19 protein-coding genes are annotated in these 15,449 nt (G+C 46.6%); 7 read left to right on the forward strand and 12 right to left on the reverse strand.

The features are described 5' to 3' along the window. The 6 genes from C7433_RS08585 to C7433_RS08610 all read left to right on the forward strand — a co-directional run bounded on the left by C7433_RS08585 (position 1) and on the right by C7433_RS08610 (position 4,940). A complete protein-coding gene (locus C7433_RS08585; protein WP_233255768.1) occupies positions 1-462 on the forward strand; it encodes a GNAT family N-acetyltransferase in 462 nt (153 codons plus the stop codon). Continuing rightward, positions 462-1,559: an acetyl-CoA carboxylase biotin carboxylase subunit family protein gene (locus C7433_RS08590; protein WP_110267965.1), complete on the forward strand. Its 1,098-nt coding sequence runs from the start codon at positions 462-464 to the stop codon at positions 1,557-1,559. Before C7433_RS08585 ends, C7433_RS08590 begins: the two co-directional genes overlap by 1 nt. A 14-nt stretch (positions 1,560-1,573) precedes the next feature. Then, complete coding sequence (locus tag C7433_RS08595; RefSeq protein WP_110267966.1) at positions 1,574-2,812, forward strand: MFS transporter; 1,239 nt, start codon at positions 1,574-1,576, stop codon at positions 2,810-2,812. Beyond that, complete coding sequence (locus C7433_RS08600) at positions 2,793-3,800, forward strand: hypothetical protein (protein WP_233255769.1); 1,008 nt, start codon at positions 2,793-2,795, stop codon at positions 3,798-3,800. Before C7433_RS08595 ends, C7433_RS08600 begins: the two co-directional genes overlap by 20 nt. A 189-nt stretch (positions 3,801-3,989) precedes the next feature. Beyond that, the gene (locus C7433_RS08605) at positions 3,990-4,439 is read left to right on the forward strand and encodes a flavin reductase family protein (RefSeq protein WP_233255771.1); all 450 of its coding nucleotides are present in this window, start codon (positions 3,990-3,992) and stop codon (positions 4,437-4,439) included. Between the two features lie 258 nt (positions 4,440-4,697). Beyond that, positions 4,698-4,940: a DNA polymerase III subunit theta gene (locus C7433_RS08610; protein WP_110267968.1), complete on the forward strand. Its 243-nt coding sequence runs from the start codon at positions 4,698-4,700 to the stop codon at positions 4,938-4,940. 178 nt (positions 4,941-5,118) lie between these two features. On the opposite strand, the gene umuC is transcribed toward C7433_RS08610, so the two are convergent. Both umuC and umuD read right to left on the reverse strand, forming a co-directional pair. Then, entirely contained in the window at positions 5,119-6,381 is a 1,263-nt protein-coding gene (umuC, locus tag C7433_RS08615) for a translesion error-prone DNA polymerase V subunit UmuC (protein ID WP_110267969.1), read from the reverse strand. Continuing rightward, complete coding sequence (gene umuD / locus C7433_RS08620; protein WP_022622231.1) at positions 6,381-6,806, reverse strand: translesion error-prone DNA polymerase V autoproteolytic subunit; 426 nt, start codon at positions 6,804-6,806, stop codon at positions 6,381-6,383. The genes umuC and umuD overlap by 1 nt, the downstream gene beginning before the upstream one ends. 201 nt (positions 6,807-7,007) lie before the next feature. Between umuD and C7433_RS08625 the strand changes: the two genes are divergently transcribed. Next, the gene (locus tag C7433_RS08625; RefSeq protein ID WP_110267970.1) at positions 7,008-7,760 is read left to right on the forward strand and encodes a hypothetical protein; all 753 of its coding nucleotides are present in this window, start codon (positions 7,008-7,010) and stop codon (positions 7,758-7,760) included. An 80-nt stretch (positions 7,761-7,840) separates the two neighbouring features. Here C7433_RS08625 and C7433_RS08630 read toward each other — a convergent pair whose 3' ends face one another. From C7433_RS08630 to C7433_RS08675, 10 genes are all read right to left on the reverse strand, one after another. After that, positions 7,841-8,548, reverse strand: a complete 708-nt coding sequence (locus tag C7433_RS08630) for a type I restriction-modification system subunit M (RefSeq protein ID WP_110267971.1) — start codon at positions 8,546-8,548, stop codon at positions 7,841-7,843. Between the two features lie 134 nt (positions 8,549-8,682). Next, positions 8,683-9,627 (reverse strand): DUF1281 domain-containing protein, encoded by a 945-nt coding sequence (locus C7433_RS08635; protein ID WP_110267972.1) that lies wholly within the window; start codon positions 9,625-9,627, stop codon positions 8,683-8,685. A gap of 93 nt (positions 9,628-9,720) precedes the next feature. Beyond that, the gene (locus tag C7433_RS08640) at positions 9,721-10,701 is read right to left on the reverse strand and encodes an ArdC family protein (RefSeq protein WP_110267973.1); all 981 of its coding nucleotides are present in this window, start codon (positions 10,699-10,701) and stop codon (positions 9,721-9,723) included. A gap of 73 nt (positions 10,702-10,774) precedes the next feature. After that, positions 10,775-11,386: a hypothetical protein gene (locus C7433_RS08645; protein ID WP_110267974.1), complete on the reverse strand. Its 612-nt coding sequence runs from the start codon at positions 11,384-11,386 to the stop codon at positions 10,775-10,777. 72 nt (positions 11,387-11,458) lie between these two features. Then, the gene (locus tag C7433_RS08650) at positions 11,459-11,767 is read right to left on the reverse strand and encodes a hypothetical protein (RefSeq protein WP_110267975.1); all 309 of its coding nucleotides are present in this window, start codon (positions 11,765-11,767) and stop codon (positions 11,459-11,461) included. 110 nt (positions 11,768-11,877) lie between these two features. Next, complete coding sequence (locus tag C7433_RS08655) at positions 11,878-12,195, reverse strand: hypothetical protein (RefSeq protein ID WP_110267976.1); 318 nt, start codon at positions 12,193-12,195, stop codon at positions 11,878-11,880. A gap of 117 nt (positions 12,196-12,312) precedes the next feature. Further along, a complete protein-coding gene (locus C7433_RS08660; RefSeq protein WP_233255770.1) occupies positions 12,313-12,747 on the reverse strand; it encodes a hypothetical protein in 435 nt (144 codons plus the stop codon). An 88-nt stretch (positions 12,748-12,835) separates the two neighbouring features. Then, positions 12,836-13,252 (reverse strand): hypothetical protein, encoded by a 417-nt coding sequence (locus C7433_RS08665; RefSeq protein WP_110267977.1) that lies wholly within the window; start codon positions 13,250-13,252, stop codon positions 12,836-12,838. 300 nt (positions 13,253-13,552) lie between these two features. Beyond that, positions 13,553-14,041: a hypothetical protein gene (locus tag C7433_RS08670; protein WP_110267978.1), complete on the reverse strand. Its 489-nt coding sequence runs from the start codon at positions 14,039-14,041 to the stop codon at positions 13,553-13,555. Then, entirely contained in the window at positions 14,038-14,958 is a 921-nt protein-coding gene (locus C7433_RS08675; protein ID WP_110267979.1) for an integrase domain-containing protein, read from the reverse strand. The genes C7433_RS08670 and C7433_RS08675 overlap by 4 nt, the downstream gene beginning before the upstream one ends. Positions 14,959-15,449: the final 491 nt, after the last annotated feature.

The following is a 15,449-nucleotide window of genomic DNA, read 5'->3' on the forward strand; positions in this document are numbered from 1 at the left end:
ATGACGATTCAGGACATCAGTATTGAACAAGCTTCGCATGAAGATGCGAAGCTGTTAAGAAAGGTTTTAGAGAAGGTTTACGAACCTTACACGCTGAATTTCTCACCTACCGCTTTGCAGTTTACTGAAAATATCATTGCTCAGGAATCCTCGAAGTGGCTAGTCGCGAAATACAAGTCAGACATTGTGGGAGCAGTGAGATATGAACTTTATGATATTTATCTGGATTTTCATTTTCTCTGCGTCACACCGCAATTTAGGAAAATGGGAGTAGGGAATGAATTATTCCAGAAACTGAAAAAAATAGCGTATGAAAACAGAAAGGATTTTATGAAAATCGTTTTGCGAGATTCGCTAAATTATAACCGTCGCTATTTTGAAACCAAAGGATTTTACTTTTATCATAAATACCAGACAAATATGCATAGTGTATTTGTCTTAAAATTAAACGGTGAAAAGTAATGAAGAAAAAAGCATTGGTTCTTGGGTTAAAAAGTAATATGGAAAGAGTCATCAAAGGGCTCAATGAGATAGAATTCATTATTATTGACAGAAGAACACTGGATGAAGAAAGTATTGATTATATTATTAATATTTCAGATGGTTTTATGCATAATAAATTATTCGATTATGTTATAGCCAGCTCTGAGGATTTTATCGCTTTGGCTGGGTTATTGCGTAGTCGTTATTCACTTTATGGTGAGAAATATTATAAAAGTACAATTGCAACCAATAAATTCCTGATGCGTAATTTCTGCTCAAATTTTGTACCCTGTCCAAAGTTCTGGCTATCAGGTAAGATCATCAGTTCAGAGAATATTTTACCGTCATCCCAGAAAGATTACATCGTAAAACCCCTTACAGGCAGTTCTGCAAAATATGTCGAAACAGTCACAAAAGAAGAGTTAAATCATTATCTGAATGAAAATAACAAATTGATGTTAATTGAAGAGAAGGTTTCAATGAGAGATGAATATCATCTTGATTGTATAATCAAAGACGGTAATATCCTCTTTTCAACATTATCAATTTACGACAGGCCTATACTTCAGGCAAAAAGTAAAAACAGAGCCAGTATCAACTTACCCGATGGCACACAGCTTCATGAAGATGCCTTAGTGCTTGCCAATAATTTGCAAAGCCATTTTGAAATGACTAATGGCGTTTTTCATATTGAAATGTATCACACTCAGGATGGATTTGTACTCGGTGAATTTGGTATCCGTCCTCCTGGAGCTGGTGTGACCGATCTGTATTTTATGTATAGAGGCGTCGATTTCTGGAAGGCATTTATTTATTCCCAGATTGATAAAGAATTTACTTTACCCCTAAATCATAGATCCGATAAATATTGTGCGGCTATTGGGATTTGTTCTTCTTTCTCTGTCGATGATATAAGAAGCACATCAAAAGTATTCGTAGATAAATATGTAAATTTGCGTGAGGATGCGGCTAAATTTGCAGTTCCCAGCTCAACGTCTTTTAATCATATGATTTATGTTTCTTCATCATCCTTAGAAGAAATAAGGACTTTTTTACAGGATATTTCTGACAGATAAGAGTAATATTCGACATGCTAAAATATGAAACCAAAAAAAACGCTTTCTTCCAGATATACAACTTTCTTTCATGCTCGGCTGAAGGGATTCAGACAGTTGTATTTTTGTGGCTTATATATCATGAAACTCATAGTCCGATGCTTGTCAGTCTGACTATAGTTTCTTCATATCTTCCATCAGCCGTATTGGGATTCTTTTTCCTCAAAAATGCTGATGTGAGCAGTCCTAAAAAACAGTTATTTATCAGTAATGTTTCTCTTAGTGCCATATCGCTAATTGTCTATTTTATTTTAATGAGAAATGAGGGTTTTGAGCCAGTCACGCTCAGTATTTTTTATTTGGCACAGGCCGTGTTATCTGTTGTAAAAATGTTTAATAAAACATCCCAAAATCGCATTATCAGAACAGCATTCAGTAAAAATGTTGCAATAAAAGCACTTCAGCTAGCCTCCTCTGGCATGCAGGCCGCTCAGGTTTTTGGCGCGGCCATAGGAGGATGGGCTATCGGTACGGGTTACTACATGCAAGCGCTTATGCTGACCTGCTGCATCTACCTTTTGAATATTTATATTTCAACCCTTTTTGAGAAAGGGCATCCTGATAATAAAGACGCTGAGGTTATTGTGCAGATTCATTCTGTCACTAAGAAAAATGAATCCTTTACATATCTTTTTCGCAGCAAGGACTTTTTATTACCCTTGATTTTTACTGTTCCATCAAGTGGAGCTTTACAATTTTTAAACACATCCCTTCCTTCATTATCTTCTCTATATGGTAATAGTGAGCAAGTCTATCCAGTGCTGAATATGACTTTTCAATCTGCTGTCATTATCTCGGGGATAGCGGCAACCCTCAATATGCTTTCTCTAAAGTCTTCGTTACGGTTTTCTCTGTGTATTTCTGCCATCTGTCTGATTTTGATGTGCTTATTAGCGAAAAATTATTATGCCGTATACTTATTTTTATTCCTCACTTCTTTTTTTGTCTCATGGCATATGATTTCTATTAAGGTACTCTCGAATCAAATGCCTGATATAGAGCATATTGGTAAATTCACAATCATGAGAAACTCGGTCGCTTCTGGTGTGAAAATCGTCTTTTCTCTTTCATCTGGTGCTTTTTTGACATTTTACAGCATAACTACAACTTATCTAATACTTGCGATGCTGCTTATTTTTTTCAACGTATTATGGGTTTATCAGAGTCGCAATTTTAACTATGAGGATTTAGGTGATGTTAAATTTCAAAAGTAATTTTTGTGAATTTATTACTGATTTTTATCTTGAACAGTTTTCTCATTTAAATAAGCAGGAAAGAGAACATGTGCTTGAAACGCTTGGCGTCACACCCAGCGCAATCAATGAGTTTATAAAATCAGAAGATATTTACATTACCTTACCTCATGCAAGTATGAATGTTTTTTTTCCAAGGGCGGGTGTCTCACGTTATGTCTACGACCTACAAAACAGTAACAAAAATGCGTTCCATTTAAGGTTTTTCTTGACCCACACCAACTTTAGCGATCTGAACTGGCGCCCTTATGCATGGTGGTTTAATAACGGCGGGAAAATCGAAAAACTTACCTTTTTCACGCGAAATAAGAAAAAGAAACATAATATCGTTTACTCGCTCAAACCAAATGAAATAAACTCTGCCTCTGTAGATCGGCGTTTGCGTCATGACTTTGATACAAGTATGAAGTTTAAACATATTTCTCTTAGTTTCATCTATATGACAGCCGTTCAAGAGGTCAACAGCGCTTTTGCACATAAAGGTCGTACCCTTTATCTCCCACTTGACGCATTTATAACGTTTATTATTCATCAGGCAAAAAATGATGTTATATCTTTCAATTTTTTAGAAGGTTTTTTAAGCCAGGCACAATGCAGAAAACTGAATGGCGAAGTATTGAGTTTTACCAGTGAATGGCGCGATGCGTTTATCTTTGATAATTTTACAAACATTGCCCTGTTAAATTTTTTTCAGCCTGCTGCATTTGTGGGAGGCACAAAAATGGATAACTACTGGCATCAGGTGATTGAAAAATGGAAAATGGCATTACCAAATCAATCTGAATTTGAGTTTTCGTTACCCGCTAATCTTGTCATGCCTGCCGTTGAAGAGTATATTTCCCCTTATAAACCATCAAGCGACATAGCAGAACAGCTTATTAAAAATAATATTCCATACAGTCTCACTATGGCTATTCAGGAACATGATCTTTTCTCAAATCATAAATGATAAAGTATAAACTAAAAATAAACTATCATCTTGAAAAGGCGACATGGTTACATGATTGAGGGTTGTATATAAGAATCAGTTTTAAAATATTTTAAAGTAACATGTCATTATCCATTTAACATCATACGATAACACATCATCACTTATTGGAGTTCTATTATGCTGGATAAAAATGCTTTTCGCCACGCAATGTCGCACCTTCCAACTGCCGTCACTATTGTAACTTCAAACGGATCCTGCGGTGCTGCAGCATGCACAGTTTCATCCGTGTGTTCTGTCACCGACGACCCACCAACTTTACTCGTATGTATAAATCGTGCTTCCAATACCAACAGTGTAATAAGAAATAATGGCTCTTTGTGTGTCAGCATCCTTTCAGGAGAGCAAAGCAACATTGCAATGAAATGTGCTAATCATCAGGCTTCAGTTGAGGAGCGCTTAGCGTCATTCGACGCAGACGTTCTGGTCACGGGTTCTCCTGCTATAGTTGATTCCGTTTGCTGTTTAGATTGTCGTGTAGATAACATTGTGGAATCAGGAACCCACTCTGTCTTCTTTTGTCAGGTTCTTTCTTATAAAGCTTTTGCGGGGAAAGATGCGCTGGTTTATTACTGCCGTAATTATTATCGTGTCCCATAGCGTACTATGCCTAACACCCTGTAATTCTATCTTTATCTCATATCGAAAATATTCTGAGGAAACAAAGGGAACATTGTATTCATCTGACCTGCTCCCCGTTGATTAACACACCGTAATGTTAGTAATGTCTTCATAAGCCACATGAGGACATTCCCATGAAGAAGCGATTTTCCGATGAACAGATCATCAGTATTCTTTCAGCGATGGATGCGGAACTTAACACGGTAGCTGATATACTTCTGTCAGGGAGGACTTTATATGTCATACAACATAGCAGCAAAAAGTAAAGAAGAGCGGGATAAGGTCAACGTTGATCTGGCCACATCAGGGGTTTCTTATAAAGAGCGTATGAATCTGCCGGTGATTCCTTCGGAAGTCGAGAGACAACAACTGGAAGAGCTTCAGGAATACTTCAGACAAAGACTGCAGCACTACAGAAATGAAGCTTTAAAGTTTCCGCGTGGCACTGACCCTGTTTACCAGAAAGAGGATGGAAAATAGTGTATAAACCAAAAACATGTCCCTTTTGCAATTTCTATGGCATCAGGAAAAATCCAAACGGAAAATGGTCCTGCGATAAATGCGGACTCGAATGGGCTCCTGAGCAGGACAAACGCGAAACCCCATAAGTATGGGGCATTATTTCTGTTCTGATTTAAAACTGGCCCACATAGATCTTCTAAAGTCTGGCGACAGGAATATCGCTCCAGCGTGTTGTATAGGCTGGTGAAAGCATCTCACGCTTCATCTGCCATGCGGGCGCTATTCCTCGGCCGGCAAACCAGATACTCCCCAGACCAGTCTGATTAATATGGTCAATCACCTGCATCAGAGGCTTACTATTCGCTCTTGGTTGAACTTCGTCAAAGAGATTGAGCTGCGCAACACCTGAAGGAGTGAAATCGTTCAGCATAACGCCTGCTTTCGCATAGCGATGGCCACTTATCCACACCCGACCAAGTGCTCTCATCGCAGCTTCAATGATGTCTCTGGAATCCTGACTGGGCGACATCAGTGTCTCTGAAGCCACGTTACCGTAGTAGGTCTCCCCGGGCGAAAAAGGAGAGGTTTTTATGAATGCACAAACCTGTTTGCAGTATTGCTTTTCCCCTCTCAATTTAACGGCCGCCCGTTCGGCATGCTGACAGATTGCCTGCCTCATGTGTTCATACTCGGTGACCCTTTCGCCAAACGAACGGGAGCACACGATCTGCTGCTTCGCCGGCGGTGCCTCTTCCAGACTGATACAGCTCTCGCCGTTCAGCTCGCGCACCGTTCGCTCCAGTACCACGCTGAAGTGTTTACGGATCATTGCAGGATTGGCGCGGGAGAGCTCCAGTGCGGTTGTAATTCCCATAGTGTTCAGTTTTTTGGCAATGCGTCTGCCGACTCCCCAGACCTCCTCAACGGGCTGGCGGGCCAGCATCTTCTCAGCCCGGACGTGCGATGTGACGGCCAGCACGCCGCCAAACTGGGGCCATTCCTTGCTGCTCCACTGGGCTGATTTTGCAAGCGTTTTGGTTTTACCTATGCCGACCCCAACCGTAAGGCCGGTATGTTCACGCACACTGCGCCGGACTTCGCGGCCAAACGTCTCGAAGTCCGTGCAAAAATCGATTCCGCGTACATCCAGAAACATCTCATCAATCGAATACTGTTCCACGCGAGGTGACAGAGCCTCTAAAACGCTCATTACTCTGTTAGACATCGAGGCATATAACGCATAGTTAGAGCTAAATGCATGAATTTTAACAGGGAAATTCTCGTTTTTAATCTTAAACCAGGGTTCGCCCATTCGTACAAATTTTTTACTTTCAGCACTACGGGCGATGACGCAACCATCGTTGTTACTCAGGACGACGACAGCCTGGTTACGCAAATCAGGTCTGAAGACTTTTTCACAGCTAGCATAAAAGCTGTTCACGTCCACAATGGCGAACATTATTCACCCCGGGTTTTATGGATAAACGAGGTGACCACGCCGAAAATCTGGAGCGTTTCCGGATCGGGATATATGGGAGGAAAGGAAGGATTCATGGGCTGAAGCGTCAGCCTGGGGCGGAGCAGCAGGCGTTTTACCGTAAACTCGCCCTCAATCTCAGCAATGACAATGTCGCCGTGCCGGGGAGATTCGGCCTTGTCGACCACCATCAAATCACCGCTGTTGAGACCAATGTCTGTCATAGACTGCCCGGAGGCGCGGACAAAAAACGTGGCTGCAGGACGCATGACACAATATTCGTTGAGGTCTAACTCGCGCTCAACATAATCCTGAGCAGGGCTGGGAAAACCTGCCTGACAGGTTTCGAGGAAAAGTGGTGCAGCTATCGAGATCGGGGATAGCGGGTATTTGTATAAAGTGAGCATGTCATGGCACCTCCTGTTTTACTGTTTATATGTACAGTATTATCCAGGGGTTCCAGGGCAGTCAACAGCCCTCAATCTTCTTCGGTGTAACTCAATGAATATTAGTAAAAAGTAACCTCAGCGAGGCTTAATGCTTCTTCTTACGGGTTCTGTGCCTAAATTTACGTCGGCAATTAACAGATTTGCCTTGCCGGAAATGGCATGGAAGTCAACAGTAATGGCTTTCGCATGATGTACCAGAAGGACAGTATTATGCAAAAGCCATCATACGATTTTTTGCTCGATTGCGCGGATACTTCTCTCCCGGTATCTGTCTGTGTGTACCTTTCAGTCTCTGACAACGGTGTATCTGAACCCATTTCGCTTCCGTTTGAGGTCAGTGGCCACCTCAGGTACGACGTTACTCTGCTGCTGAAAAAAATGGCTCCTGACCTGATCTTAAATGGGTATGTGGATACAGTGGCAGGCGCGGACCTCGTCAAGACGGCTGATTTCTCTATCAGTGGAAAAGCGTTGCTGCTAAATCTTGAAGCGTTGATACGCTCCCGGGCGAATGAACGGTTTTCCACGCCAGGTGAGATCAGGCCGTTTGCGGAGTGGCTGGAAACGACGGGGTGGCCAGAATTAAATGAGGAGAAATATGAAGTCTGTTTTTTTATTCCCCTGAGAAGGGATGAGCGAAAAAATGAGTATGTCATCCACTTCAGAAAGCTCTCCGGCACCGACGAGCGCATTTACGATACAGAACTTACTGATGTCGCTTCATATTTAAAAAATTTAAGGAAATATCCTGTCAGGATGTTGTGCGTTGAAGAAAACGACAATCGAATCCTACGCTGGGACAGGGATCTCTCCATTAATTCACCCCGGTGGAGGGCCTGCTGTGTTGACGACGTTGAAATCATTGGCCCTTTACCCGTAATCAAGCGTATCAATACCCGCAATAAAAGATAGAAAAAGGCCGGTTACCCGGCCTTTGATGTTGATTTATAAGTCACGCCTTCTTTTCAGTTAGCCTGACAGAAATCAGGGCTTTATGCTGCGGCGTCAGTCCTGATGTCAGAATGTGCACGCAGACGTGCTGACCATCCCTCCCAGTAATGCACAGGCGTCAGCAGAACCCGACGTCGTTCGTCACATAAAGCATTCCCGATAACAACTTCACCGGGTATGCCGCAGAGTGACAGCTGGATATAGGCCATGCCCGCCGCCAGAGGGTCAATGTCGGTTACCGACACCCACAGATACCTGTGAGGTGAATAACCTGCCTGCCGGAGCGTGCTGGCAAATGCCAGCGTCATGGCACCGGCGCCGCAGGCCGGTTCAGCAAACGTGATAAACGGCTTGTCTCTGAACACCTCTTCAGGCTTGCTGAGTTGCGCGCCGAACTGCAGCTGCGCCATCATCAGCGCCACGCTCCACGGAGTAAAATACTGCTCTTTGTCTTTGTCACCGAGCTCCAGCAGCATGTAAATGCGCCCGAGAAAGTCACAAATCTTTTCTTCCAGGCCGTTCACTACACAGGCCAGCAGTCTGGCCATTGATGAAACGTCCTCTTTTTTGTATCTGGCCACGATGGCCATGTACTTCTGTTCACGTTTCTCACAGAACTGCAGGCCATTCTGAATCGCAATGACGCTGCAGCTGATGAAGTCGGTAAATACCTGAAGACGCCGGGTGCCCCGGGCGATGGAGTTGAACAGGGAGATAAATTCTTTCTCATGGTCGGTGCGGATACTCATGCGTGTTTCCTCATAAAAAAGGGAACACGCCCGTAAGGGAAACGATGTTCCCCCTTCGGGTGAAAAAGCGGCCACAGCAGATGCTGTGGCCATTGTCTGAAAGACCTGAGATGCCGGTCTGTCGGTTGGTAACGTCATGCGCGAACGCCGGCGTAGTGTGCAACGGCCGGAGTGGAAGGTGCGCCTGCTTCACTGAACTGATACAGACGGGCCCCTTCACTCACCGGATACTGCACGTCCTCCTCCGGGTAAGAACCGCTGTCGACGTGATCACCGCGGTCAAAACAGTTGTAACCCGACGTGCCGGCATCCGGAGACAGCCAGTAGTGACGAATTTCACAGTCAAACTTCTGCGACATCTGCCCCATGACTTCCGCCGACGGCGGATACCACGGAGAAGAAAATGTCAGCTTCAGTGACCCGATATCGTCACGGCTCCACTCCAGCCGGTGCCCCGCCGGAAACTCTGTCCCGTAAAGCTGGGCATAGAGTTCTGACGTGGTACTGAGGCCACTGAACAGACCGCTGTCCCCGTTAAGTTCGGTGGCCAGACGTGACGGCATCACCATCAGCATGTCACACGGACAGGTTGTGTCCGGTTTTATACTGAGCCACTCCCAGCGCTCCTGCGGGTCAAACTGGCCGCCCGCAGAGGCGACGCCGAACCAGTCGGCGTAATGAACAGACATAAGCCGGGTGATGGTCTGGCGGGCTGCGTGAGGGATACCTTCCCACTTAATGTCGCCTATGCCGGACTGAACCCAGATTTTGTCCATTCGCGAGAGCGTTTTGCCGTCAAGCCAGGCATCCTTCTCAAGCAGCTCCAGGAAATGCTGAAACGCCTGGTTGGGTGATGTGCCAACGCCGGTGCCTGATGAAACCAGCTCCGGATACGCACGGTATTCCGTTGTCTTGACGGGTTTGAGCATACCGGCACAGCCGGCGAGAAACAGCTTTATGGCCTGCCGTATGGCGTGGCGGTAAAGCGGTATTTCTGTCCCGGTTATCCACGACTGCATGACATTGATGCAGTCAGACTTACCGGTGATTTCCAGACGGTTTTTGCACCATGAAAACATAGTTGTACTCCTCTTTTACGTTTAAAAAAGAGGGCATCTCCCTGAGGAGAGTGCCCTCAGGGGGATGATGGCGACTGACGTCGCCGGGGTTAACTACGCTGCTTCGCTCCGGCTTTCACCCAGCGGCTTAAGCAGATATTCCGATGCTTCCCGGGCAAACCGGCAGGCACGGAAAAACGCCTTTTTGTCATTACGTAAAACGCTGAGCCAGCCGTTCAGGTAGCTCTCGTGCTGTACCTCACCAAAAATGCCGAGATGTGCACAGAGAAACGCACTGCCGGTTTCCGCTATCAGCTCCTCAAAAGCGTAAACGGGATCGCCAAACTCTCCTGATGAGGAGGTTATCCCCTCACGATCGAGGCGGCTGCGGTGGCCGGTCGCGTGCACCAGTTCGTGCAGCAGCGTGGACCAGTAGTCTTCAGGTGAACGAAACTGTGAAGCTGTAGGCAATACAATCCGATCTGCCCCCGGGCTGTAATACGCCCGGTTCTGCCGGTGAGAAGAGCACTTCACGCCGGTTGCGTTGAGTATCTCCAGAACCTGTTGCTGCTGTCCGGTTGAGAACCCCTCAGGGGGAGTATCCGGATGTATCATCGTGGGTGCATACACCTTATCGGGTAGCCCTTCACACTGCGCAACGTTGAACAGCTGCAGGGGTTTCATCATGGCCAGCTTTTCCATCACCGGCACGCCGTCCCTGAACACCGGACTGTCATTGCCGTCGCGGAGCTGCTTTTCAAACGGTTTGAAGATGATGGCCATTGAGCTGCGCTCGCCTTTTCTGACCTGTCCGCCGGCAGCCTTTGCCTGCTGAAACGTGAGCCAGTGATCGACGCTGTAACCCGCCTCCTCTGCAGCCATCCACAGCAGCGGCACGTTGACGCCGCTGTAGTGCCTGCCCGTGACCGCGTTGACCGGCAATCCGCTGCCGTAGACCTTCTGCGCAGAGCGCCATGGCCGGCGCCAGGGTGGCACGCCGTTTTCCAGCGCGATAATGATTTTGTCGGTGACCTGCTGATAAAGGTCAGTCTGTTGTTCCGTTGTGGCCTTACGGCCGGCAGTTTTTTTCTTCATGGGATGCGCCTCTAAAAAAAACGGCGCATCTGTCCCGGTGGCGGACAGTGCGCCACCGGTGAGTGGAAAAACGTTATGAGTAAAAACGTAACGATCCGTCTGATGAAATCTGGCTGATACGCTTGCGAACATCCTGCACAGCGCTGGCCAGCATCTGACGGTCAGAGGGTTTAGCCCGCTTTGAATCGAGCCGGATAACCCTGTCGAGCACGTTCAGTGCCTGTGAGCGCCAGCTGAGGCGTTCCGCATTACCGACACAGGAATGAAAGTGACGTAATGACTGGTCGTAAAGCCATGAGATCCTCTCACGGTAGATGCCTACAGGAAGATAAACCTTCTCAGGCTCACCAGTTTCGGCAAAGACTCTGACGGCACCCGGGGTCTGGCAAATGAAGGTGATCAACAGGTCCTGATGCTCATTCAGGACTGCGTCACAGGCGCTCTGACTCAGGTCAAACTGATGAGAAAAGGTCTCATCGGCTATCAGACTGTCGGAAAGTTTACGACAGCCGTTATCTGAGAAGGGATTACATCCTTCAGCCCAGGCCAGCGGTAGCGTTACAAGCTTTCTGAAGTCTGGGCGGTGGAGACAGATACCGTTGTTTTTTTCGAGTATCACCGGGCCTCTGAAGCTCCGGTTGAGAGACAGAACCGGACGAAGCTGAGTAGAGGTGAAACGTATCATAGTGGCTCCTTAAAAAAAGAGGTGACCTCCCCGGGAGGGAAGGTCCCTCCGGGAAGTGTCATTCAGTTAACATCAGTCAAAGCGGTAGCGAAGTTCCGCCATCTGCTGCGCCATCAGCCGCCCGGCCCTGAGGGCCTTGCGGGCTGTTGCGTACGTACCGACTCCAGGGAGCTGGTCTATACGCCAGTCACGCTGAGTGAAGCCGGTGCGACGGGAGATGACGGGCGTAAACCCGTCCTCTGTCGGCACGACGTCTGCCTTAAAGCTGCAGCGGCCGCTGTGGTTGGTAAACCACTCTGCCTGCTGTTGCTGCAGAGTGCCGGCAAGCCGGTTGAGTACGCCTGAAAGGCGGGTGACAAGTAAAAGCATTATACTGCTCATGGTTTTCTCCTGATTAAGCGCGGAGAAAACCACCGCCGCTGTTGCGGGGAGGTTGTCCCCGCGCGGGTTAAAGCCTTTGTCAGAAACTGACTCAGGCCGGTGGTTAACAGTTAACCGAAATGACGGTAATAGACTTTATCTGCATCGTCCGGATTAAAACCCCAGCTCGCAGCAACGGTTATATATGTGCGCCCGCAACGAGGGTGCGCACGATGTCTGAAATGGTGCTCAAAGCGTTTACCGGGCAACAGCCCTGACGTGGTTTCCCAGGTCGACATGTACTGCCAGATTTCGCCGTCATTATCAGCAACGGTCGGCTCTGACAGTGAGCTGTTCAGCTTATGGCGCGCCAGTTTTTTCCACATGCGGTGCCATTCACTGCTGTCACGTTTAACGTATAAACAGTATTCAGATTCCAGTGTGTTCATCGACAAATCCTCTTAAGAAGAAAGGAGGATTTGTCTCCGCAGGGAGATAAATCCCCGCAAGGGTAAAACAGACAGCTGTGATGCTGACAGGTTGCTGGTTGCTTTGAGATATCCCCCTCAGTCATACCAGCTATCTTCTTGAATCAAAGCCTCTTCGTCCTTCACGGCACAGCCGAAAAAAAACGTCCAGGCGGCTTCATCAATGTCTCTGGCCATGTGGCACAGGCTTTCAAAGAAAGACTGCCAGGATGCCGGCACGAGTTTGCGAACAGACAGCTCGGCAAGGTCCCGTGCGACTTGAGCCATTTCCCAGACATAGTATTGAAAACCGTCTTCATCGGTATCGGTGTTAAGACCAAGACGACGATGCGCTGCAATAATCAGCAGGTCTCCTTCAGCTTTGGCCAGTGCAACTTTATAAGCGGTCAGTTCCGCAGCGTGGGTGTTAAAATCAACTGTAAACCTTTCTTCTGCGTCTTCTGCATAAGCTTCAGCTGCATAATCGATGGTAAAATCAAGGGCAAAATCATGTGCTAACGTTAATGCGTTCATAAAGGATTCCTTAAAGAATTGAGGAACCCTGCCCCTGACGGGGACAGAAGTCCCGTTAGGGTGAGAAACGGTTCGGTTAATAAGGCGGTCAGACGATGACAGAAGCATCAGCGCTCTGATAAAACATTGCACACAGTTGCTCTGTAGCGTTGTCCAGCGCTTTGTCCTCTCGGGACCGGGTAGCGCCCTCATGAAAAGCCGTATTCCAGTGAAGGCTGTGAACACTTGTACCCAGGAGAGTAAGCTCGTTCACTGCCTCTTCGGTAAAGGCATGTCTGATGTAGCCATGCTCAGTCGCAAAACCAACGGTATAAGCGACATGTCTCAGAAACGTAAGGTAGTCAGGAAGGCCGTCAGCAGGAACCTGTGGGTCTGCGTCGACCGTGAGTCTGTAATCCAGACGAACGTGAAGCTGAGTTTTGACGTAATCCACCAGGATTTTTGCTGAAGCTGGCGAATCACAATTCAGTAACGTGAGAGGGTTGATCATTCTGGTGTAATGCATGGGTACGATCCCTTAATGAAAAGGGAACCGTCCCGGAGGGAAAGTATCCCTCAGGCGTGAAAATCAGGCACAAAATGCCAGATGAGTAAAACAGGTGTATGGGAGTGTGAAGCGAAGTAGAAAAGGACCTTAACCGCAGGGGTCTCTGTTTTCAAAGGTTAAACAGATTTGTTACCGCCCGAAAGCGTCATCTCTCAGGTAATGATGACATTGGCATGTGATTACCCGAAGGCGTTCCTCTCAAATCACCGGAACATTGGCAGTTGTCGTGATGACAACGGTTAGCAAAATCATCGTACTTCAGGTTAAAAACTTGTACAAGAGGTAAACCCTGGGAATTCCTGAATGCCTGAGGTAAGACTTGATAAAGAAAAAATCTTCACTCTGGTAGAACCATTCTAACAGGCCGCATTCAGGATGAGTTTCACAGTAAGTTTTGTATTCAGACAAATCATTTTTTGCAAAGTTAGAGCCGTTACGCCAGGCTGAAGCCCACTGCTTATCATTTAAAATTTTTCTGCAAAGCATTAACAGGTTGTCAAGATATGTTTTCCTCTCATCGGGAATAAGACCAAGTTCAGATGCATTTGAAATCATCCTGATAATCAGGTAAGCCCGCCAGTCAATAAGCTCCTTGTAATAAAAAGCATTATCAAATATCGGTAATTTCGCGACTGCCGCCTGGAGTTCGCCTTCTAAGTTGGAAATATAGTGAATGAAAAAATATAAATCAGGAAATTGCGCCAGATAAACAAGCACCCCAAGGTCACACTTAACAGAGTTGTTCATTCTGCCTCCTGACTGTTCCGGTAATAAACCTGTTTTATATAACGCCCCCGACCATCGCCATGCCCTAAATCCATGGAAATCATTGCCATTACTTCATTTTCATTAAATCCCTGTTTTTTGTGAAAAGCCGAAAGTTCCCGAGCAAAGTTATAGCGCATGCTGTGTGGTGCTTTTTCACCGACTAATCCTGCCTTACGGACAAAATAACGATAACGGTTTATTGCCTGATGAATTCCAGGTTTATCAATAAACTTACCGTTTCTTTCGGCCGCTTCTTTTTCAGCATATAAAATCGCACGACGGGCCTCATCACGATCAATAATGGTTGTGTCCCTCGGACGTCCGCCTTTAGTCCCGAAGATCACCCGTACTGATTTATCACCATTTTCCACCGCACGTTTCCAGGTGGATAAAGACTTACATGCCTCGACAGCCTCTTTTGTTCTTAGTCCAAAAACATAGGCCAGTTGCATCGTCGCGGCCACTCCTCTGTCCTGTTTTTCTATTTCACTGAATGCCTTTGAAAATTCTTCACGGCTCAGCGCTGTTTTTGTACCATCCCGGTTAACACCCGAAATGCCGAGTGCTTTATTACTGAGACGTTCGTTATCAGGATCTGCAAGGCGGTGTTTTCCGGCAGCAGAAAATATTCCTCTGAGAACAGACATTTCATTCTGTAGTGTTCTGTTGCTGATGTTTTGAGCTTTCCTCTGCGAGATATAAGTCTCGACGTAACGTACTTTCAGACTCTCCATGCTGCGAAGTTTTATACCCGTACTCCTGAGATGTTCGAGAAAATACCGGCTTACCCGCTCACGATCAGCAATAGTGGCATAGCCTCCCGCGCCTTTTCTGGCCAGAGATATGAATTCTTTTCTGAACTCTTCAATTTTCGAACGCGCACTTTTCTGCTTCATGAAATCTCCCCGACATGAAATTCCGGATCATTCCGCTGCGAGCAACCCTCAGGCAGCTCCTGACTGAATAACCTTACAGAGACCAGTTCGTTGGTCAGACGTCCATGCGTGCCGGTTAATGTGCCATCCTGGCCGTCAGGTACTGTGTAGCATGGCGAGACTGAGTTGAGTTGTTGCAGGAGCCCGCTTGGCACTCTGTGCGGCGGTTTGATGCTCCCCGTTCACCCGGTCAGGGTGAACGCCTCAGTACTCTGACGATTTTCTCCTTATTTCATATAGTTAAGGCTTCAAGAAGCCATTGGTTACGATTTACGTTTTGCGGCCGTCCGTGTGAACGGACGCAAAACAAAGACGTGTTAAGCAATACGATTTGGTGATTCCCGTGAAAACACCTTTAAAATCGTTCGTGAAGCCACGTATTACGTGGTGTTGACGTATGCCGCTTTGCGGCGTCACTTGGTACTCGTTTCACTCGTACACAAGTGACGCCG

Origin of the sequence: Pantoea sp. PNA 03-3, assembly GCF_003201175.1 — a bacterium.
Classification (GTDB): Bacteria; Pseudomonadota; Gammaproteobacteria; order Enterobacterales; family Enterobacteriaceae; genus Pantoea; species Pantoea stewartii.